The following is a 19,734-nucleotide window of genomic DNA, read 5'->3' on the forward strand; positions in this document are numbered from 1 at the left end:
GATCGTGAGCGTGCCGCCGAAGGACGCGTCGCCGCCGATGGAGAGCAGGTCGCCGCGCTGGCCCATGAAGTCGACGTCGGCGACCAGTTCGCCCGTGCCCATCTGGCGGAAATCGCCCTCGATGCGCGCGGTGCGCAGGCGCGGCTCGGGCCCGAGCACGATGCGCCCGGCGTTCAGCACATGCGCCTCGGCGAGGCTGTCGATCACCCAGGTGCCGCCTGCCGTGTTGTGCACCGTGCCGGCGATGCCCGGCGTGGCCACGGCCGCGGCGGACACGGCAGCGGCGGCCGAGACCGAGCCCGCGTCGTCGGAGTCCGCGTTGACGAGGCTCACGTCGCCGTTGATCGTGCCGTTGTTGGTGACCGTGAGGGTGGTGCCCTCGGCGGTGGTGAAGGAGCCGCGATAGACCACGGCGCGCCCGCGGGTGCCGTCGTCCGAGGAGCCGCCGGCGCTCACCGAGCCCCCTGCGGCGATGGTGAGCGTGTTCGTGTCGCCCTCGCTGATGTAGACGCCCGCGCCGTCTTCCGAGCCGCCGGTCACGTCGCCGTTCACCGTCACGTCGATCTCGCCGAAGGAGAGCGTGCCGACCGACTGGGCGAAGATGCCGATGGAGTTGCGCCCCGTGGCCTGGATCAGGCTGCTCTGGTTGACGGTGACATTGCCGCCGTCGCCGTCGGCCGCGCCGGTGGTGCCGGCGTGCAGCACGCCGTCCTGCCCCCAGAGCCCGCCGCCACCGCCGACCGACTGGGCGATGATGCCATGGGCGCTTTCGCCGGAGGTGACGATGTTGACGTTGGCGTTCACCGTCACCGGGCTGCCCGAGCCCTCGCCCGAGGAACTGTCGGTCTGGTAGAGCGGGGCGAAGCTCGCGTCGAGCGTCGGGCTGCCGAGGTCGCCCGCGATGCCGCCGCCGCCGCCGATGGCCTGCACGATGAGCGCGTGCGAGCCCTCGCCGTGGGTGTAGATCTGGCCGGAGGTGATGGTGACATCGACCGGGCTGGAGCTGCCGGAAGAGCCGTTCTTCGAGGTGAAGGTGATGTTGGCGAGATTGTCGTCGGAGGTCGCCCCGCCCACGCCGCCGCCACCGCCGATGGACTGGGCGAGGATGCCGAAGGCGCGGTCGCCGTGGGTGTGGATGTCGGTGCCGGTGTTGATGTTCACCGCGCCGCCGGTGCCGGACGAGCCGCCGGAGCCGCCCACGGTCACGTCGACGTCGATGTCGAGCACGTCGTCGTTCTGCACCGAGGCGCCGACGCCGCCGGTGCCGCCGCCGCCGCCGATGGACTGGGCGAAGAGGGCATAGGCGTCGTCGCCCTGGGTGCTGGCGGAATAGTAGCTGCCTTCCGCGATGGTGATGGTGCCGCCGTTGCCGGCCGCGCCGCCGTTGCCGCCGTAGCCGCCGCCCACCGAGAGCCGGCCGGTGGCCGTGTCGGTGCCCACCGCGCCCTGGCCGCCGCCGCCGCCGATCGACTGCGCCAGCACGCCATGCGCCGCGTAGCCGCTGGTGTTGACGGACAGGTTGTGGTTGTCGATCAGCTGCAGGGTGACACTGCCGCCGTTGCCCCCGGCACCGCCGTTGCCGCCGATGCTGAAGTCGACCGAGACGGTCTGGTCGCCGTCACCGGTGTTGGCGCCGCCGCCCGTGCCGCCGCCGCCCCCGACCGACTGGGCCACGATACCGTCGGAGAAATCGCCGGTGGTGGTGGTCGGGCCTTCGGCGGTGACATTCACCGCGCCGCCGTTGCCGCCCGTGCCACCCTTGCCGCCGATGGAGGCAGTGATGCCGTAGGAGGTGTCGACCGCGATCTCGAGCCGCGGCAGGCTGGGGCCGGAGCTGTTGCCCGACGAGCTGCCCGCCGAACCCGCGAGCCCGCCGCCGCCGCCGATGGACTGGGCAAAGATGCCGTCGGCATCGTTGCCGGTGGTGGTGATCGCGCCGTTGCTGGTGACGTTCACCGTGCCGCCGGTGTTGCCGGTGCCCGTGGTGGCGCCGACGTTGAGCGTGACGGCCGCCGCGGCGTTGATCTTGAGGATGTTGTCGGGCTTGGCGCCCGCTTCCTGGCGGATGTCGATGGCCTCGAGCGGGGTGAAGCCGGAGGCGGAGAAGCCCACCGAGCCGCCCTGGCCGGTGCCGCCGCCGCCGCCGACCGACTGCGCCACCACCCCGCGCGAGCCGGAGCCCGCGGTGGTGATGGTGGTGCCCGGATCGAGGGTCACGGTCACGGTGTTGCCGACGCCGCCGCCGCCGCCGGCGCCGCCCAGGCCGATGTCGGCGGAGAAGTTCATGCCGCGGCCGATCTTGTCGTTCGTCGCATTGCCGATGCCGCCGTCGCCGCCGCCGCCGCCGACGGACTGGGCGGTGATGCCGTTGGAGTTCTCGCCGAAGGTGGCGATGCCGGCGCTGTCATGCAGGGTCACGGTCACGGTGTCGGCCTGGCCGCCGCTGCCGCCGTAGCCGCCGAGCCCGGCGGCAACGTCGGCCGAGACCGTGTCGGGCACGCCGATGCTGCCGGAGGCCGCCGAGGCCGAGCCGCCGTCACCGCCGCCGCCGCCCACCGACTGGGCGAGGATGCCGTGGCCGCCGTCGCCGCCCGTGGTCACCACTGAGGTGCCGCTCAGCGTGGCCTCGACCGTGCCGCCCACGCCGCCACCGCCGGCGACGCCGCCCATCGAGAGGGTGCTGGAGAAGGCGACGGACACGCCTTCGCCCGTGGGCACTGCCGCGGTGAGCGCGTCGGCCGCCGCCGTGCCGCCGGTGCCGCCGCCGCCGCCGATGGACTGCACCGAGATGCCGTGCGAGGAGGCCGCATCGGCGCCGAGCGCGTTGCCGTCGGCGTCGAAGCCGGTGGTCACCGCGGTGTCGGTGAGGGAGACGGTGGCATTGGCGCCGTCGCCGCCGCCCGCGCCCCGGCCGCCGATGGCGGTGTCCATGGTGAAGCCCAGCGAGGCATCGGCGCCGAAGGCCGAGCCGCCGGAGCCGCCGCCGCCGCCCACCGACTGGGTGAGGATGCCGGAGGCGTTGGCGCCCGAGGTGGCGACGGAGGAGCTGTTCAGCACGGTCATGGCCGTGCCGGCACCGCCGCCGCCGCCGCCCGAGCCGCCGATCTGGAAGTCGAGCGGCACGCCGGCGCCGAGGGCCGAGGAATTGCCGCCGTTGCCGCCGCCGCCGCCGAGCGACTGCACGATCAGCCCCTTCGCGTTGGCGCCGGTGGTGGAGAGGGTGAGTGCGTGGAACGCGGCCTTGGCCGAGCCGCCGATGCCGCCGCCGCCGCCCGAGCCGCCGACCTGGAATGCCGCGAGGGAGGCGACATTGGCGCCCGTGGCACTGCCGCCGTTGCCGCCACCGCCGCCGATGGACTGCACGATCACGCCATGGGCGAATTCGCCGGTGGTCGCCACCGTGACGCCGTCGCCCTGCGGCGCGGCCGAATCCGCGTCGGAGACGGCGGCGCAGTTGTTGTTGTAGGTGTTGGTCGCGCAGGCGGTGCCGCCGCTGCCGCCGGAGGAGGAGGAGCCGCCCACGCCGAGGCCGAAGCCCACCGAGACGTCGTAGACGTCGCCGCCGTTTCCGCCGCCGCCGCCGATGGACTGGGCGAGGATGCCGAAGGCATGCGCGCCGGCGGTGCTCACCGTGCCGTCCACGGCATAGACATTCGCCGTGCCGCCGTTGCCGCCCGCCGTGCCGCCGCCGCCCACGGTGACCATGCCGGCCGAGCCGCCGCCGTTTCCGCCGCCGCCGCCGATGGACTGCATCACGATGCCCACGGCCGCGGCGCCGGTGGTTGTGACGTCGCCGGAGTTGGTGACATAGGAGGTCGCGGTGTTGTGCTGCCCCGCCGAGGAGGTGCCGCCGACCGAGAGCAGGCCGCCCGCCGCACCGCCCGCGCCGCCGCCGCCGGAAATCGACTGGCCGAGGATGCCGACGGCGTAAGCGCCCGAGGTGGTGATGCTGCCGGTGTTGTTGAGCTCGACCACGCCGGCCGCGCCGCCGGCGCCGCCCTCGCCGCCGAGCGCGAGCACCAGGCCCGCGCCCACGCCGCCGGTGCCGCCGGCGCCGCCGATGGACTGGCCCAGCAGCCCGTAGGAATGCTCGCCGCTGGTGGTGATCGTGGCCGCGGTGGTGAGGGTCACCTTCTCCGCGTCGCCGCCGTTGCCGCCGTTGCCGCCGGAGCCGGCCAGCACGCCGGTGAAATCATCGCCGGTGCCGCCGCCGCCGCCCACCGAGTGGAAGGTGAGGGCCGCCGAGTAATCGCCATGCGTGGTGATCGAGGTGCCGGCGGCGGTATAGACACCCACCGCGCCCGCATCGCCGCCGCGCCCGGCGGTGTTCGCGTTGCTGCCGCCGATGCCGCCGACGGACTGGGCGAGGATGCCGTAGCCCTCGGTGCCGGAGGTCTCGATGCTGCCCTGGTCGGTGAGGTTGACCTGGATCGCGCCGCTGCTGCCGCCCGCGCCGCCGGTCGAATCCGAGTCGCCGTTGCCGTCGCCGCCGTTGCCGCCGGAGCTGCGCGCGACGATGCCGCGGATGCCGTCACCCTGCGTGAAGATCGACGCGTCGGAATGGGTGATGGTCAGCACGCCGGCGGTCTCGTCGGTGTTGATGCTGGCGCCACCGCCCACGCCGCCGACGGACTTGTTGGCCGAGGCGCCGCCGTTGCCGCCCTGCGACAGGGCGTAGATGCCGGCGCTCTCGCCCACCAGGGGGTTGCCGGAAGTCTCGATGTGGATGTCGCCGGAGTTGTGGATGGTGATCACCCGGCCGGACTCGCCCTTGCCGCCATCGTCGGAATTGTCGAAGGAGGGCTGGCCGTTGCCGCCCCGGCTCACGGCATAGATGCCGCCGAGCCCGTAGGTGCCGTCGCCCACCTCCTGGTAGTACATGTTGATGGCGCCGTCATTGGTGACACCGATGGTGCCGCCGGTGCCGCCCGAGCCGTTGTCGGTGCCGCCGTCATTGCCGTGCGACTGCACGAGGATGCCGCGCACCGAGTTCGCGCCGCGGATGTGCGAATCCGCCTCGCCCATGGTGATGGTGGCGTGGTTGTAGACCTCGATCTCCTTGCCGTCGCCGGAGTTTCCGCCGCTCTGCTCGCCCAGGTCATCGTCGCCCTGCGCGCCGCCGGTGCCGGCCCGGCCATAGGCGTAGAGGCCGTAGAGATTGGCGCTGAGGTCCTGGGTGGCGCTGCTCTCGATGGTCACGGCGGCGTTGTTGGTGAGGGTGATGATGGCGCCGTCGCCGCCGCGGCCGCCGTTGTCGTCGCCGTCGTCGGGCTGCACGCCGGTGCCGCCCTCGGAGCGCAGGTAGATGCCGGCCACGTTGCTGGGCTGGCTATCCTGCGCGGAGGTGCCGGTGAGGGTGATGGTGCCGTTGTTGGTCACGGTGAAAGTGCTGCCGTCGCCGCCGTCGGGCGAGCTGCCGGTGCCCTCCGCGCCGATGAATTCCATGTAGATGGCCGCGTTGGCGCTCCCGCCCGTGTTGTAGTCGGTGTTGTACGTGCGGTTGACATCGTTGGTGAGCGTGTAGTCGACCGTGGCTGCGCTTCCGGAGAGGACCACGTAACCGTCGCCGCCACCGTCGAGCGTGCAGGTGTAGGAGCCGCCGCTCGCCGCGGGCGCGGGGCAGCTTTCATCCGCCAGGGCGGGCACGCCGACGAGCAGGGCCGAGGTGGAAACGGAGGCGTAGAGCGCGCGGCTCAGCCTGCGGCGCAGGCGGGGGGGAACGGAAGTGTACGAGAGCATGGGGCTGCCTTCTTCTGCTTCTTTTGCCGTGACAGGGCGCGGGGGAACCGCGCGGGGCAGGGATGGGGATCGCCGGCTGCAGGAGGCGCTGCCGGGAAGGGAGGGGAGGCTATTGCGACAGGCTGGCGGTGCGTTCGAGCGCGGCGGAGAACCCGGCGAGCGAGACGGTGAAGTTCACCGCCCGGTCCGAGCCGTTCACGGTGGCCCCTAGGGTGAGGGTCCCGGCGTCGCGCAGGGCGGCGAGGGTTTCGGCGTCGAATTCGAGCGGCACGAGGCAGCCCGCCGGCAGGCAGGTGCTGAAGGGCAGCGGCGCGCCGGGCTCCGCCTCGCCGATCCGCAGGGTCACGCCCTTGCCGAGCGCGAGGCCGAAGGGCAGCAGCATCGCCCCCCTGGCGCCGGCGCTCGCGTCGGAGCTGGTGAGCTCGACGGTGAGCACGTTCTGGCCGTTGTCCTGACGCTGCTGCTGGGAAAGCGCGCAGAGCGGCGTGCCCTCGCGCGGGGTGCAGGTGACCTCCCAGTCGGTGAAGGTCTCGCGCAGCGAGGAGGCGCCGCCGGGCAGCGTGGCCGGGGTATCCTGGGCCAGGGCCGCGGCACTGGCGGCGGCCCAGAGCGCGCAGCCCAGGGCGGCGGACGGGATGGAAATGGTCATGGTCGGCAGGGCTCCCCTTCATGGTCCGGCGTGGCCTGTGGCACCAGAAGTATCGGCCTGCGCTGCGACGGATGACGCGGAGACGCCCGGCCTCCTCGCCGCATTTGCGAGAAAACCGGATATGACTTCGTGAAAACAAACGAAGTAATATCAATCATGGCAGGAATAAGGCAGCAATGTGGCACGCTCTCAGGACAACTTCATTTTTTCACTTTTGTACTCGCCCGGCTGATACGCCATCAATTGAAGCTCAATTCAACAATTTTTCGGCCGATATTGAAAAATGTGATCGGGATCCGGGCGTGGCGCCCCCTGCCGCGCCCGGGATCGCGCGGGGTTTGGCCCCGGCGGGGTTACGCGCTAAAATGCTCCGGTCCGGCAGGGGGCCGGGCCCCCGGGGGCAGGAGGCGCGATGGCAGACGGCACCACTTACGGCGAGCGCTTCGACCGGCACTGGCAGGGCAGCCTGCGGGCGAGCATCCTCGTCAACCGCGCGCTCGGCGCCCGGGCCGCCGTCGCGCGCATCTCCTCCGGCCCGGGCCACGGCTTCGTCGACCCCGTGCCCCCGGAAGACGGTTTCGCCGTCTCGCTGCAGCTGAGGGACTACGCGGACGGCGAGATCTGGTACGGTGGCCGCCCCGGGCGCCAGACCGACCTGCGCCGCAACAACACGGTGTATTTCGACCTTCGCGAGGGAGTTGAGGCGCGACTCCTCGATCCGTTCGACTTCATCCAGCTCGGCATTCCCTTCCGCTACCTCAACCGCCTCGCGCAGGAGCACGGGCATGACCGGGTCTCCGGGCTCGAGGTGACCTCCGGCGCGGGGCATTCCGACCCGGTGATGATGCATCTGCTGCGCTCGCTCGAGCCCGCTCTCGCCCGTCCGCAGGAGGCGAGCCAGCTGTTCGTCGACCATGTCGTGCTCGCCGTCTGCGCCCATCTCTCGGCCGCCCACGGCCGGCCGATCGAGCAGCGGACGGCGGCGGACGGGCTTTCCGCCCGGCAGCTCCGCCGCGCGATGGAGCTGATCGACGAGCGGCTCGGCGGTGCGCTCACCATCACCGAGCTTGCCCGCGCCTGTGGCCTGTCGCCGAGCTACTTCGCCCGCCAGTTCGCCCGCGCGACCGGCATGACACCGCACAGCTGGCTGACGGCCCGGCGCATCGAGCTGGCGAAATCCATGCTGCGCGGCAGCCGCCGCCCGCTGTCGGAGATCGCGCTCGCCTGCGGTTTCGCCGACCAGAGCCACTTCACCCGCGCCTTCTCGGCCGCGGTGGGCACCACGCCGCAGCGCTGGCGCGCCGCGCAGCACGGCTGAGGCTGCGCCGCGTTCTTCTCCGCATATCTTCAAGCGGTGTGGCAGATCCTGCAATCCGCCTGCCGCCGGGCCGCCTATCCTCGGGGCTCCCGGAACGTGGCCGGGGCGCGGCGGGCGGCGGCCCGCGAGGCGCGCCCCGGCAGGAGGCGAGGCAGAGCGCATGCGCGACCAGCTTGACGAGGGTGCCCGGAGCGGGGCCGGCCCTCTTCCCGATGCGGCGGCCCCCGTGGTGGCGATCGTGGACGACGACGAACAGGTGCGCCGCGCGATGGACAGCCTGTTGCGCTCGGTCGGCCTCGGCACCCGGCTCTACGGCTCGGCGGCCGAGTTCCTCGCGCGGCCGGCGCCGCAGGACGCCGATTGCCTGGTGGTCGACGTGCGCATGCCCCGGGTGAGCGGGCTCGAGTTCCAGGCGCGGCTGGCGGAACGCGGCTCGCGGATGCCGATCATCTTCGTCACCGGCTTCGGCGACATCCCCCTCACGGTGCACGCGATGAAGGCCGGGGCGCATGACGTGCTCACCAAGCCCTTCCGCGAGCAGGACCTGCTCGACTCGGTGTCCGGCGCGCTCGAGCGCTCGCGGGCCCTGCGCGCGGCCGGGCGCGAACGCGCCGCCCTCGTCGCGCGGCACGAAAGCCTCACCACGCGTGAGCGCGAGGTGATGCAGGGCGTGGTGGAGGGGCTGCTCAACAAGCAGATCGCCGGGCGGCTCGGGCTCAGCGAGATCACGGTGAAGCTGCACCGCGCCAGCATGCTGCGCAAGATGGAGACACGCACGGTCGCCGACCTCGTGCGCATCGCCGCCGTGCTGGAACGCGACCCCTGAGCGTGCGTTCGGCCGGCCGGGGCGAGGCGATGTCCCTTTCCGTTTCCGCGCCCCCCGCCGCCCCTCGGGGCGCGCGGGCCGGTGCGGGTCTCGCGCCCTGGCAGCTTCGCCGCGTGGCGGGCTTCATCGAGGACAGGCTTTCCGAGCGCATCACCGTCGCCGATCTCGCGGCCCAGGCCCGGCTCAGCCGGGCGCAGTTCTTCCGCGCCTTCACCGCCACGCTGGGCATGCCGCCGCACGGCTACGTGATGGCGCGGCGGCTGCGGCGCGCGGAGATGCTGATGCTCACGACCTCCGAGCCGCTGAGCCGCATCTCCGCCGCCTGCGGCCTCGCCGACCAGGCGCATCTCACCCGCCTGTTCCGCTGCCACGCCGGCACCACGCCCCACCGCTGGCGGCGCAGGCACCGCGCGCCGGGGGGCTGAGGCCCGGAGCCGGGTTCGTCGCCCCGGGGAAGCGGCGGCACCCCCGGCCCGCCGCCAGTCCCTCGCGGTCGGGGCGGGAGCTTCCCGGGGGCCGCGCGGCAGGCGCCTCGTCCGGCCGGGCGCGCTCCGAGGTCCGCGCCGGGGCGCAGCCCGCGCCTCCTCGGCCGGGAGGCGGACGGCACGGTTGCGGCGAGCGGCCCGCAAGCCGGCGGCTCCGGGGGAGGGCGGCAGGCGGTCAGACCAGCTGCGGCTGCCCGTTGCCTGCCGTCACCCCGCCATCGACCGGCAGCGCCACGCCGGTGATGAAGCTCGCGTCGTCGCTGGCAAGGAAGGCGATGGCCGCCGCCACCTCGCCGGGCTCCGCGATGCGCCGCAGCGGGATCGCCCGGCGGAAAGCCGCGATCTGCTCCGGGTTTTCCTCCACCCGGCGGCTCATCCGCGTGCGGGTGAGGGTGGGGCACACGGCGTTTGCCCGCACGCCGCGCGCGCCGAGGTCGATGGCGAGTGCGTTCGTCAGCCGCACCGCGGCGCCCTTGGCCGCGTCGTAGGCCGCCATCGCCCTGTCGCCGCCGAGCCCGGCCACCGAGGTGGTGTTCACGATGTTGCCGCGCCGCCGCACCAGGCTGGGCAGGGCCGCGTTGCAGACCAGCCGGAGCCCGTGCACGTCGGTCTCGAAATGCGCCCGCCAGGTCTCGTCGGAGATCTCGTCCGTCGCGTCGGTGACCGGGTAGCCGGCATTGTTCACCAGCACGTCGATGCGGCCGAAGCGGCGCAGGGTGGCCGCCACCATCTCCTTCACCTCCTCCGCGCGCGAGACATCGCAGCGCACCGCGGCGCTGCGCTCCGCCGGCAGGGAGCGGGCACGGGCGAAGACCTCGCGCGAGCGGTCGGCCAGCATCACGCAGCCGCCCTCCCGGCTGAAGCGCCGCGCCGCGGCGGCCCCGATGCCCGAGGCGGCTCCGGTCACGAGAATGCAGCGGTCTTCGAAACGTCGCATGAGGTGTCCTCCCCTGCCGGGCGGGCCGGCCCGTTCCTCGCGGAACTCCGGAAGCCCGGCCGTTCCGGCGTGTCGGCAGCGCCCGCCGGTCGCCCCGGCGCGGCCGCTCGGGAGGTCAACGAACGGCGCCGCGGGTCGTTCCGCCCGCGGCCCCGGGCGCCGGGCCCGGAACATCTGCCGCCCGCCCCGGTTTACCTCCTTCACGCTTCAGGGCCCGGCGCCCGGAGATGGCAGGATCCACCCCCGGCGGGACGCCGGAAGGACGGAGGCACGCATGCCCGGCACCGCGCTTTGCATGAACGCAGGCTCTTCCAGCCTGAAGGCGGCGCTGTTTGCCCTGGAGGGCGACGCGCCGCGCGAACTGTTGAGCGCCACGCTCGATCCCTCTTCCGGCGAGCAGCGCCTCGTCGTCACGGAGGCGGGGCGCAGCCGGCCCCTCGCCGGGCCGGAGCCCCGCAGCGCCGCGGTGGGCCGGTTGCTCGATCTCGCCCGGGCGCGGGCCGGCGGAGCGCTCGCCGTCGGCCACCGGGTGGTGCACGGCGACGCAGAGGAAGGCCCGCTGCGGCTCGATCGCGGCTGCATCGACGCGCTGCGCCGGCTCGCCCCGCTCGCGCCGCTCCACCAGGACCCCGCGCTCGACCTCGCCGAGGAGGTGCTGCGCCTCGACCCCGAGCTGCCGCAATTCGCCAGCCTCGACAGCAGCTTCCACACCACCATGCCCGGGAGCGCCCGCCGCCTGCCCCTGCCCGAGGCGGCGACGCACGGGCTGGAGCGCTACGGGTTCCACGGGCTCTCCTACCGCTCGGTTGCCCGGCGGATGCGGGAGCGCGCGCGGCATGTCGTGGCGCTGCATCTCGGCGGCGGGGCAAGCGCCTGCGCCATGCGCGACGGGCGCAGCCTCGACACCACCATGGGCGCCACGCCGCTGGCCGGGCCGATGATGACCACGCGCTCGGGCTCGCTCGACCCCGGGGTGATCCTGTTCCTGATGCGCCACCGCGGCTGGACGGTGGGCGAGGTCGAGGACCTGCTCTGGCGGCGCTCCGGCCTGCTCGGCGTCTCGGGGCTGAGCAACGACCTGCGCGACCTCGAGGGGCTCGACAACCCCGACGCCCGTGCCGCGGTGGAGCTGTTCTGCGCCGACCTGCGCCGCCATGCCGGCGCCATGGCCGCGAGCCTGGGCGGCATGGACGCGCTCGTGTTCACCGGCGGGGCCGGCGTGGACCAGCCGGCCGTCCGCGCCGCGGTCGCCGAAGGCTTCGCCCGCTCCGGCCTCACGCTGGACGAGGGGGCGAACCGCGCCGCCACGGCCGGGACGGTTCCCGCCGGCGGCGTGGCGATCTCCGCCCCCGGCAGCCGCATTTCCGCCTGGGTGCTGCCGCTGGCCGAGGAGGCCGAGATCGCCCGGGACGTCCAGTCCTTCACAGAGGAGACCGCATGACCGACATGGCCGCAACCGACATCTGGTGGCGGGCGGCGAACTACCTGTCCGTGGGCCAGATCTACCTGATGGACAACCCGCTGCTGAGCCGCCCCCTCGCCCCTGAGGACGTGAAGCCCCGCCTGCTGGGCCACTGGGGCACCACGCCGGGGCTGAACTTCATCCACGCGCATCTCAACCGGGTGATCCGCGCGCGGGGCCGGGAGATGCTCACCATCACCGGCCCGGGCCACGGCGGCCCGGCGACGGTGGCCAACGCCTGGCTGGAAGGCAGCTACACCGAGCGTTTCCCGGAAGTGGACTGGTCGGAGGAGGGCATGCGCCGGCTGTTCCGGCAGTTCTCCTTTCCCGGCGGCGTGCCCAGCCACGCGGCGCCGGAGACGCCGGGCTCGATGCACGAGGGGGGCGAGCTGGGCTACGCGCTCTCCCACGCCCATGGCGCGGCCTTCGACAACCCCGACCTCACCGTGGCCTGCGTGATCGGCGACGGCGAGGCGGAGACCGGCGCGCTCTGGGGCTCCTGGCAGGCCTCCCGCTTCGTCGACCCCCGTCGCGACGGCGCTGTGCTGCCCATCCTGCATCTCAACGGCTGGAAGATCGCCGGGCCCACGGTGCTGGCGCGCATGGAGGACGCGGCGCTCACCGGCCTGTTCTCCGGCCTCGGCTACGCGCCGATTCTGGTCTCGGGCGCCGAGCCCGCGCAGATGCACCGCGACATGGCCGCCGCCCTCGACACCGCCTTCGACGCGCTCGCCGCCATCCGGGCGGAGGCGCCCGCCGAGCCGCGCTGGCCGCTCATCCTGCTGCGCAGCCCCAAGGGCTGGACCGGCCCGGGAGAGGTGGACGGCAAGCGCATCGAGGGCACGTTTCGCGCCCACCAGATCCCGCTCACGGGGGTGCGCGAGGATGCCGGCCACCGCGCCCGGCTCGAGGAATGGATGCGCAGCTACCGCCCGGACGAGCTCTTCCCCGGCGGCGCCCCCGCGCCGGCGCTGCGCGACCATTGCCCCGAGGGCCCGCTGCGCATGACCGCGAGCCCGGTGGCCGAGGGCCGGCGCGGCAGCCCGCTCGAGCTGCCGCCCGTGGCGCCGCACGCGCTCGCCCTGTCCGCACCGGGCGCGCTGAGCGCCGGGGCCACCGGGGTGCTCGGCACCTGGCTGCGCGAGGTGTTCCGCCACAACCCCGGGCGCTTCCGCCTCTTCGCCCCGGACGAGACGCGCTCGAACCGGCTGGGCGCGGTCTTCGAGGTCACCGCCCGCCGCTCTCCCGGCCCGGTGGGCCCGCAGGACGAGGACGTGGCGCCGGACGGCCGGGTGATGGAGGTGCTCAGCGAGCATCTCTGCCAGGGCTGGATGGAGGGCTACACCCTCAGCGGCCGCCACGGGCTCTTCACCAGCTACGAGGCCTTCATCCACATCGTGGATTCGATGTTCAACCAGCATGCCAAGTGGCTGCGCACCGTGCGCCGGCTGGACTGGCGGCCGCCGCCGCCCTCCTTCACCTACCTGCTCTCCAGCCATGTCTGGCGGCAGGACCACAACGGCTTCTCCCACCAGGACCCCGGCTTTCTCGACCACGTGGCCAACAAGAAGGCCGAGGTGGTGCGCCTCTACCTGCCGGCGGATGCGAACACCCTGCTCGCCACCGCCGAGCATTGCCTCGCCGGGAAGGGGCGGATCAACGTGATCGTGGCCGGCAAGCAGGAGGAGCCGCAATGGCTCGGGCTGGAGGCCGCGCGCCGCCACCTCGCCCTGGGCTTCGACACCTGGGAGTGGGCGAGCGCGCCGGAGCCGGACGTGGTGCTGGCCTGCGCCGGCGACGTGCCCACCCAGGAGACGCTGGCCGCCGCCGACCTGCTGCGCCGCCACGCGGGCCTCAGGGCACGGGTGGTGAACGTGGTCGACCTCATGGCGCTGCAGCCGCCGGACCGGCATGCCCACGGCGCCCCGGAGGCGCATTTCACCGCCTGTTTCACCGCCGACAAGCCGGTGGTCTTCGCCTTCCACGGCTACCCGGGGCTGATCCACCGCCTCGCCTACCGCCGGCCCAACCACGCGAATTTCCACGTGCACGGCTACCAGGAGGAGGGCACCACCACCACGCCCTTCGACATGGTGGTGATGAACCGGGTCGACCGGTTCCACCTCGCGCTCGCGGCGATGGAGCATGCCGGCGTCGAGGTGGCCGGGCTGCGCAGGGCCTGCGAGGACGCGCTCGCCCGCCACCAGGCCCATACCCGCGCCACGGGCGACGATCTGCCCGAGGTGCGCGACTGGCAGTGGCCCGGCTGACCGGTGGCGGCGACCGACCGGCGGGTGACGGCGGGCCGGAGGGACCGGCCCGCCGCCCCATCCGCGGCCCCGCGCCACCGGAGACCGCCCCGCGGCCGCCCGAGGGCCGGCCGCAGGGCCGCAGGGCCCGCGCCTTCGGCAACGCTTCGGGTGAGCGGGCCGGCGGAGGGAATTCGCCTTGCCGGGGCGGAGGCGGGAACCATTCGCTGCCGCGTTCATTCTATCCTTATGCTCCGTGTGCCGCGGCTCCACATTTCCGGTGGTCGGCCCGGGCGCCGGGCCGCCCCGGCGTTCCGCAGGCGGCGTTGGATGACCGCGCTGGCCTGTGCCGCCCTGCCGTGGCTTGCCGGCTGCGCCGGACGCCAGTCTGCCCTCGCCCCGGCGGGGGAGGATGCAGCAGCCCTCCACACCCTGTTCATCGTGATGCTCGCAGGCGCCGTGGTGCTCTTCGTGCTGATGAACGGGCTGTTCTTCTACCTCACGCGCATCAACCCCGTCGCCCTGCCGCTGCGCCACGCGCGCCTGCTGATGGCGGTGGGCGGCATCCTGTTTCCCACGATCGTGGTGGGGACGCTGCTGGTCTGGGGCCTGTCCCTGCTGCCCGACCAGCGCCGGCCCGGCGACGGGCTGCGCCTGCACGTGACCGGCGAGCAATGGTGGTGGCGGGTGGAGTACCAGCCCGCGGACGGCGGCCCGCCCGTGGTCTCGCCCAACGAGATCCGCCTGCCCGCCGGCCAGCGCGCCGAGCTCGCCCTCACCTCGTCCCACGTGATCCACTCGCTCTGGATCCCGGCGCTCGGCGGCAAGATGGACATGTTCCCCGGCCGCGAGACGGTGATGAGCCTGCGCCCCACCGAGCCCGGCAGCTACCGCGGGCAATGCGCCGAGTTCTGCGGCGCGAGCCACGCCTGGATGGCCTTCGAGGCCGTGGTGATGGAGCCCGCCGCCTTCGAGGCCTGGCTCGCCGCCGAGGCGCGCGACGCCCGCGCCCCCGCCACGCCCGAGGCCCGCCGCGGCGCCGACATCTTCGCGCGCGAGGGCTGCGGCGCCTGCCACGCGGTGCGCGGCACCGATGCGCAGGGCAGCCTGGGCCCCGACCTCACCCACGTGGGCAGCCGGCAGAGCCTCGGTGCCGGCCGGCTGGGCACCGGGCTGGAGGATTTCGCCACCTGGATCGCCCATGTCGACGCGCTGAAGCCCGAGGTGGAGATGCCCGCCTATGACCATCTCTCCGAGCCGGAGCGCCGCGCGCTCGCCGCCTACCTGAAGGGGCTGGAATGACGAAAGAGCCATCCGACACCGCCCCGCGCGGCCCCTTCCCGCCCGAGGAAGCCATGCTGGCCGAGCCGGTGCCGCCCGAGCTCGATGCCGCGCGCACCGCCCGGCTGCGCGCCGCCTGGAAGGCGCCCACCGGCTGGCGCTACTGGTCGGCGGTCAACAACACCGAGGTGGGCAAGTGGTATTCGCTCACCGCGCTGTTCTTCATGCTCTGCGCCGGGGTGATGGCGCTGATCATCCGCCTGCAGCTCGCGGTTCCGGAAAACGAGCTGGTCTCCTCCGACCGCTTCAGCCAGCTCTTCACCCTGCACGGCTCGGCGATGATGTTCCTCTTCGCCGTGCCGATGTTCGAGGCGATCTCCATCCTCATCCTGCCGGGCATGCTGGGGGCGCGGGACATGCCCTTTCCCCGGCTCTCGGCCTTCGGCTACTGGTGCTTCCTGATCGGCGGCGTCTTCGTGATCGGCTCGATCCTGTTCGACGCCGCCCCCACCTCGGGCTGGTTCATGTACCCGCCGCTGGCCACCCAGGCCGAGGGCCCGGGCTCGGACATCTGGCTGCTCGGCCTCTCCTTCATCGAGGTGGCCTCGATCGCCGCGGCGGTGGAGCTGATCGTCGGCACGCTGAAATGCCGCCCCCCCGGCATGCGGGTGAACCTGATGCCGCTCTACGCCTGGTACGTGATGGTGGTGGGCGGCATGATCCTGTTTGCCTTCCCGCCACTGATCGCGGGGGATTTCCTGTTCGAGCTGGAGCGCAGCTTCGACTGGCCGTTCTTCGACCCCACCCGCGGCGGCGACCCGATGCTCTGGCAGCACCTGTTCTGGATCTTCGGGCACCCGGAGGTCTACATCATCTTCCTGCCCTCCATCGCCATCGCGGCGATGATCATCCCCACCGCGGCGCGCCGGCCCATCGTGGGCTATTCCTGGATCGTGCTCTCGGCGGTGGGCACCGGCTTCCTGAGCTTCGGGCTCTGGGTGCACCACATGTTCACCACCGGGCTGCCCAACATCTCGCTGGGCTTCTTCTCGGCCGCCTCGGAGGCGGTGGTGATCCCCACCGGGGTGCAGCTCTTCGCCTTCCTCGCCACGCTGATGGCGGGCCGGGTGAAGATGAGCCTGCCGATGCTCTGGATCGCCGGGGCGCTGGCCATCTTCACCACCGGCGGCCTCACCGGGCTGATGCTGGCCATCGCGCCCTTCGACTTCCAGGTGCATGACACCTACTTCGTCGTCGCCCACCTGCACTACACGCTGTTCGGCGGCATGATCTTCCCGGTGATGGCGGGGGTCTACTACTTCTACCCGTTCATCGCGAAGAAGCTCTTGTCCGAGCGGCTGGGGCGGTGGGCCTTCTGGCTGATCTTCACCGGCTTCAACGTGACCTTCCTGCCCATGCATCTCACCGGGCTGCTGGGCATGCCGCGCCGGGTCTACACCTACCCCACCGGCCTGGGCTGGGACGGGCTGAACCTCGTCTCCAGCCTCGCGGCCTTCGTGATCGCGGCCGGCTTCGCCGTGTTCGTCTGGGACCTGGTGCGGCCCAAGGGCGGCCAGCCCCTCGCCCCGCGCAACCCCTGGGACGCGGGCACGCTGGAATGGACCCATGACGTGCCGGAGGAGACATGGGGCGTGCGCTCCATCCCGCATGTCACCAGCCGCTACCCGCTCTGGGACGACCCGGCGCTGCTCGCGCGCATCGACGCGGGGCGCTACTACCTCCCCGATGCCGAGACCGGACGGCGCGAGACGCTCATCACCAGCGTGATCGACGCCGAGCCGATGCAGATCCAGCGTGTCACCGGGCCGAGCTGGATCCCGCATGTCGCGGCGGGCTTCACCGGCGGGGCGTTCATCTTTCCCACCTTCCACCTCTACTGGCCGGCGATCCTGTGCGGCATCTGCGCGGTGTCGGCCATCCTGTGGTGGCTGTGGCGCGACACGGCCCGCCCGCCCGCGCCGGAGGACGAGATGCGCGACGCGGGCCTGGGCCTGCGGCTGCCGACCTACGCCGCGGGGCCCTCCTCCGCCGGCTGGTGGGCGATGTGGATCACCATGTTCGGCGATGCGACGGCCTTCTCCTCGGTGATCTTCGGCTTCTTCTTCTACTGGACGGCGCAACCCGACTTCCCGCCCCCCGGCGCCGCGCATGCCGACGGAACCGGCACCGCCCTCGCCGCCCTCGCCTTCGCCGCGGCCTGGGGGCTCGCGCGCGCCGCGCAGCGGCTCAACCGCGGCGGCCGGCGCGAGCCGGCGCGGCTGGCGCTCGGCGCCGGGGCGGTGGCGGCGGCGGCGGGCATCGGCGGGCTGCTGCTCGCGGTCGCGCCGCTCTCGCCGTCGAGCCATGTCTACCCGGCCATCCTCTGCGCCATCGCGGTGTGGATCATCGCGCATGCCGGGCTGGGCATCGTGATGCTGCTCTACTGCCTCGCCGGCAGCCTGGCCGGCAAGCTCACCCCCCGGCACGACGCGGACCTGCAGAACGTGATGCTGTTCTGGCATTTCCTCGCCGCCTCCGCCCTCGTCGCCTGCGCGGTGCTGGGCCTCGCGCCGGGCCTGATGACAGGAGGCGCGCCATGAGCGAGGAGCACGCTCCCCGCCCGGAGGAGGACCGCCGCGAGTTCGCCGAGGAGACCGAGAGCCTCTGGCGCGTCACCTTCGCACCGGCGCTCTGGGCCCTGCATTTCCTCGCCTGCTACGGGCTGGTCTCGCTCGCCTGCGCGCGCGGGCTGTTTCCCATCGGGGCCACCCGGGCGGGGCTGGTCGGCCTCACCCTGCTGGTGCTGGCGGGCATCGCCTGGCTGGGCTGGCGCGGCTTCCGGCAATGGGACGTGCACAGCACCGGGCGGCGGGCAAACCCCGGCGGCCATGCCGAGGACCGGCACCAGTTCCTCGGCCATGCCGCCTTCCTGCTGGCGATCATCTCGTTCATCGGGGTGATCTTCGTGTCGCTGCCGCTCATCATGCTGGAGGGATGCCGGTGAGGAGGCTGCCGCTCATCGCCGGGCTGGCGCTGCCGGTGCTGCTCTGGGCCGCGCCGCTGGAGGCCTGGTGGCCGGCCTTCCCCGTGCACATGCTGCGCCACATGGGGCTGGTGGCGGTGGCCGCGCCGCTGCTGGTGCTGGGCGCGCCGCGGCTGGCGGCGGCCTGCGCGGTCTCGCCGGTGGCGGCCGCGGCGGCGGAATTCGTGGTGGTCTGGGCCTGGCACCTGCCGGCGGCGCACGGGCTGGGCCGCGGCGGGGGCGCGGGCTTCGCGCTCGAACAGGCGAGCTTCCTCGGCGTGGGCCTGCTGGTCTGGGCCGGCTGCCTGCGTGCCGACCAGCCGCTGGCCGGCGCGCTCGGCTTGCTGCTCACCTCCATGCACATGACGCTGCTGGGCGCGCTGCTCGTGCTCGCCCCGCGCGACCTCTACGCCGACTGGTGCGGCACCGCGCCGAACCTTACCGGCCAGCAGGTGGGCGGCATGCTGATGCTGGGCATCGGCACGCCGGTCTATCTCGTGGCCGGGCTGCTGCGCGCCTCGCGCGCCCTGGAGACGGGAGGCACGGCATGAGGCGGCGCCTGCGCATCATCCTGCTCACGCTCGCCGCCTGCGCCGGCGCGGGGGCGGTCGGCGGCGCGGCGGTGGTGGGGCTGGGGCTCTACAACGTCTCGGCCAGCGCCGGGCACCTGCCGGGGGTGAGCTGGCTGCTGCACAGCGCATTCCGCGCCTCGGTGCGGCTGCGCGCCCCCGCGGCCGAGGAGGTGCCCGACCTGTCCGACCCCGCGCGCGCCGCCCTGGGCGCCGGGCATTACGCCACCGCCTGCGCCCCCTGCCACGGGGGGCCCGACGCGGCGGCGATGGCCACGGTGCGCCACATGGTGCCCGAGCCGCCGCCCGTCGCCGCCGCGGTGGCGCAGTGGCAGCCCCGGCACCTGCACTGGATCGTGGAGAACGGCGTCAAGATGACCGGCATGCCCGCCTGGCCGGCGGAGGAGCGGGGAGACGAGGTCTGGGCCGTGGTCGCCTGGGCGGAGGCGCTGAAGCGCGGCGAGGCCCCGCCCCTGCCGCAGACCGCGCAGGGCACCGCGCCCGGGGCCGGCCCGGAGGCCCGCGCCGGCTATTGCCTCGCCTGCCACGGCGCGCCCGGCGGCGGCGTGCCGCGGCTCGACATCCAGGAGCCGGCCGTGCTCGCCGCCGCGATGCGCGACTACCGCTCCGGCACGCGGCAGAGCGGCATCATGGCCCAGGCGATGAGTTTCGTGCCGCCGGAGCAGGACGCCGCCCTGGCCGGGCTTCTGGCCGGAACCGGGCCGGAGCGCCTGCCGCGGCCCGCCCCGCCGCCGGAGGGCGCCGGCGCGCTCGCCACGCGGGGCACGCGCGACGTGCCGGCCTGCACCGCCTGCCACGGCCCGGATGCGGAGGGCGACAGGCCCGGCCGCTTCCCCGCCCTCGCGGGGCAGGACGCGACCTTCCTCGCGACCGAACTGCGCCTCTGGCGTGACGGGGTGCGCAAGGGCTCGCCGCTGATGCGCGCGGCCGCGCGCCGGCTGACCGAGGCGCAGATCACCGCGCTTGCCGCCTGGTATGCGGCCCGGGAGCCCGCGGCGGAGTGACCCCGGCACGGGGCCCGGGGGGAACGCCCGGGCGGCGGGGGCGTTGCCCTCTCATCGGGGGGCGCGAGGCGCCCCCGCGCACCACGCCCCGAGGGGGGTGCGGGGGAGAGCGGCGTCGCCCGCGTCCGCGCCGCCCGTCCCGCCACGGGGGTGCCACGCATGTCCCGATTCA

The 19,734-nt window shown here is 73.6% G+C and carries 13 protein-coding genes; 10 read left to right on the forward strand and 3 right to left on the reverse strand.

The window, feature by feature from the left end:
- Together D3P35_RS24075 and D3P35_RS24080 are read right to left on the reverse strand one after the other, a co-directional pair.
- Window positions 1-5,739: hypothetical protein (locus tag D3P35_RS24075; RefSeq protein WP_118138482.1), on the reverse strand; the 5,739-nt coding region annotated here is incomplete at its 3' end.
- A 109-nt stretch (window positions 5,740-5,848) separates the two neighbouring features.
- Window positions 5,849-6,388 (reverse strand): invasion associated locus B family protein, encoded by a 540-nt coding sequence (locus tag D3P35_RS24080; RefSeq protein ID WP_118138483.1) that lies wholly within the window; start codon window positions 6,386-6,388, stop codon window positions 5,849-5,851.
- A gap of 412 nt (window positions 6,389-6,800) precedes the next feature.
- On the opposite strand from D3P35_RS24080, the gene D3P35_RS24085 reads away from it, so the two are divergent.
- The 3 genes from D3P35_RS24085 to D3P35_RS24095 all read left to right on the forward strand — a co-directional run bounded on the left by D3P35_RS24085 (window position 6,801) and on the right by D3P35_RS24095 (window position 8,957).
- Window positions 6,801-7,706, forward strand: a complete 906-nt coding sequence (locus tag D3P35_RS24085) for a helix-turn-helix domain-containing protein (RefSeq protein WP_118138484.1) — start codon at window positions 6,801-6,803, stop codon at window positions 7,704-7,706.
- Window positions 7,707-7,866: 160 nt separating this feature from the next.
- A complete protein-coding gene (locus D3P35_RS24090; protein WP_118138485.1) occupies window positions 7,867-8,532 on the forward strand; it encodes a response regulator transcription factor in 666 nt (221 codons plus the stop codon).
- 29 nt (window positions 8,533-8,561) lie between these two features.
- The gene (locus tag D3P35_RS24095) at window positions 8,562-8,957 is read left to right on the forward strand and encodes a helix-turn-helix domain-containing protein (RefSeq protein WP_198670788.1); all 396 of its coding nucleotides are present in this window, start codon (window positions 8,562-8,564) and stop codon (window positions 8,955-8,957) included.
- A 235-nt stretch (window positions 8,958-9,192) separates the two neighbouring features.
- On the opposite strand, the gene D3P35_RS24100 is transcribed toward D3P35_RS24095, so the two are convergent.
- Entirely contained in the window at window positions 9,193-9,954 is a 762-nt protein-coding gene (locus D3P35_RS24100) for an SDR family NAD(P)-dependent oxidoreductase (RefSeq protein WP_118138487.1), read from the reverse strand.
- Between the two features lie 274 nt (window positions 9,955-10,228).
- Here D3P35_RS24100 and D3P35_RS24105 point away from each other — a divergent pair, with 274 nt between their 5' ends.
- The 7 genes from D3P35_RS24105 to D3P35_RS24135 all read left to right on the forward strand — a co-directional run bounded on the left by D3P35_RS24105 (window position 10,229) and on the right by D3P35_RS24135 (window position 19,562).
- Entirely contained in the window at window positions 10,229-11,395 is a 1,167-nt protein-coding gene (locus tag D3P35_RS24105; protein ID WP_157982299.1) for an acetate/propionate family kinase, read from the forward strand.
- Entirely contained in the window at window positions 11,392-13,686 is a 2,295-nt protein-coding gene (locus D3P35_RS24110) for a phosphoketolase (RefSeq protein ID WP_118138489.1), read from the forward strand. The genes D3P35_RS24105 and D3P35_RS24110 overlap by 4 nt, the downstream gene beginning before the upstream one ends.
- Before the next feature lie 309 nt (window positions 13,687-13,995).
- Complete coding sequence (locus tag D3P35_RS24115; RefSeq protein ID WP_118138490.1) at window positions 13,996-14,967, forward strand: c-type cytochrome; 972 nt, start codon at window positions 13,996-13,998, stop codon at window positions 14,965-14,967.
- Window positions 14,964-17,546 carry a cytochrome c oxidase subunit I gene (ctaD, locus tag D3P35_RS24120; RefSeq protein WP_118138491.1) on the forward strand — a complete coding sequence of 861 codons (2,583 nt, stop codon included), beginning with the start codon at window positions 14,964-14,966 and terminating at the stop codon, window positions 17,544-17,546. The genes D3P35_RS24115 and ctaD overlap by 4 nt, the downstream gene beginning before the upstream one ends.
- On the forward strand, window positions 17,543-17,950 hold the full coding sequence (locus tag D3P35_RS24125; protein WP_118138492.1) for a hypothetical protein: 408 nt from the start codon (window positions 17,543-17,545) through the stop codon (window positions 17,948-17,950). Before ctaD ends, D3P35_RS24125 begins: the two co-directional genes overlap by 4 nt.
- Window positions 17,947-18,519: a cytochrome c oxidase assembly protein gene (locus tag D3P35_RS24130; RefSeq protein ID WP_232830616.1), complete on the forward strand. Its 573-nt coding sequence runs from the start codon at window positions 17,947-17,949 to the stop codon at window positions 18,517-18,519. The genes D3P35_RS24125 and D3P35_RS24130 overlap by 4 nt, the downstream gene beginning before the upstream one ends.
- On the forward strand, window positions 18,516-19,562 hold the full coding sequence (locus D3P35_RS24135) for a c-type cytochrome (protein ID WP_232830617.1): 1,047 nt from the start codon (window positions 18,516-18,518) through the stop codon (window positions 19,560-19,562). Before D3P35_RS24130 ends, D3P35_RS24135 begins: the two co-directional genes overlap by 4 nt.
- Window positions 19,563-19,734 lie beyond the last annotated feature (172 nt).

Origin of the sequence: Oceanicella sp. SM1341 (genome assembly GCF_003448965.1) — a bacterium.
In the GTDB taxonomy this organism is placed as follows: domain Bacteria; phylum Pseudomonadota; class Alphaproteobacteria; order Rhodobacterales; family Rhodobacteraceae; genus Paroceanicella.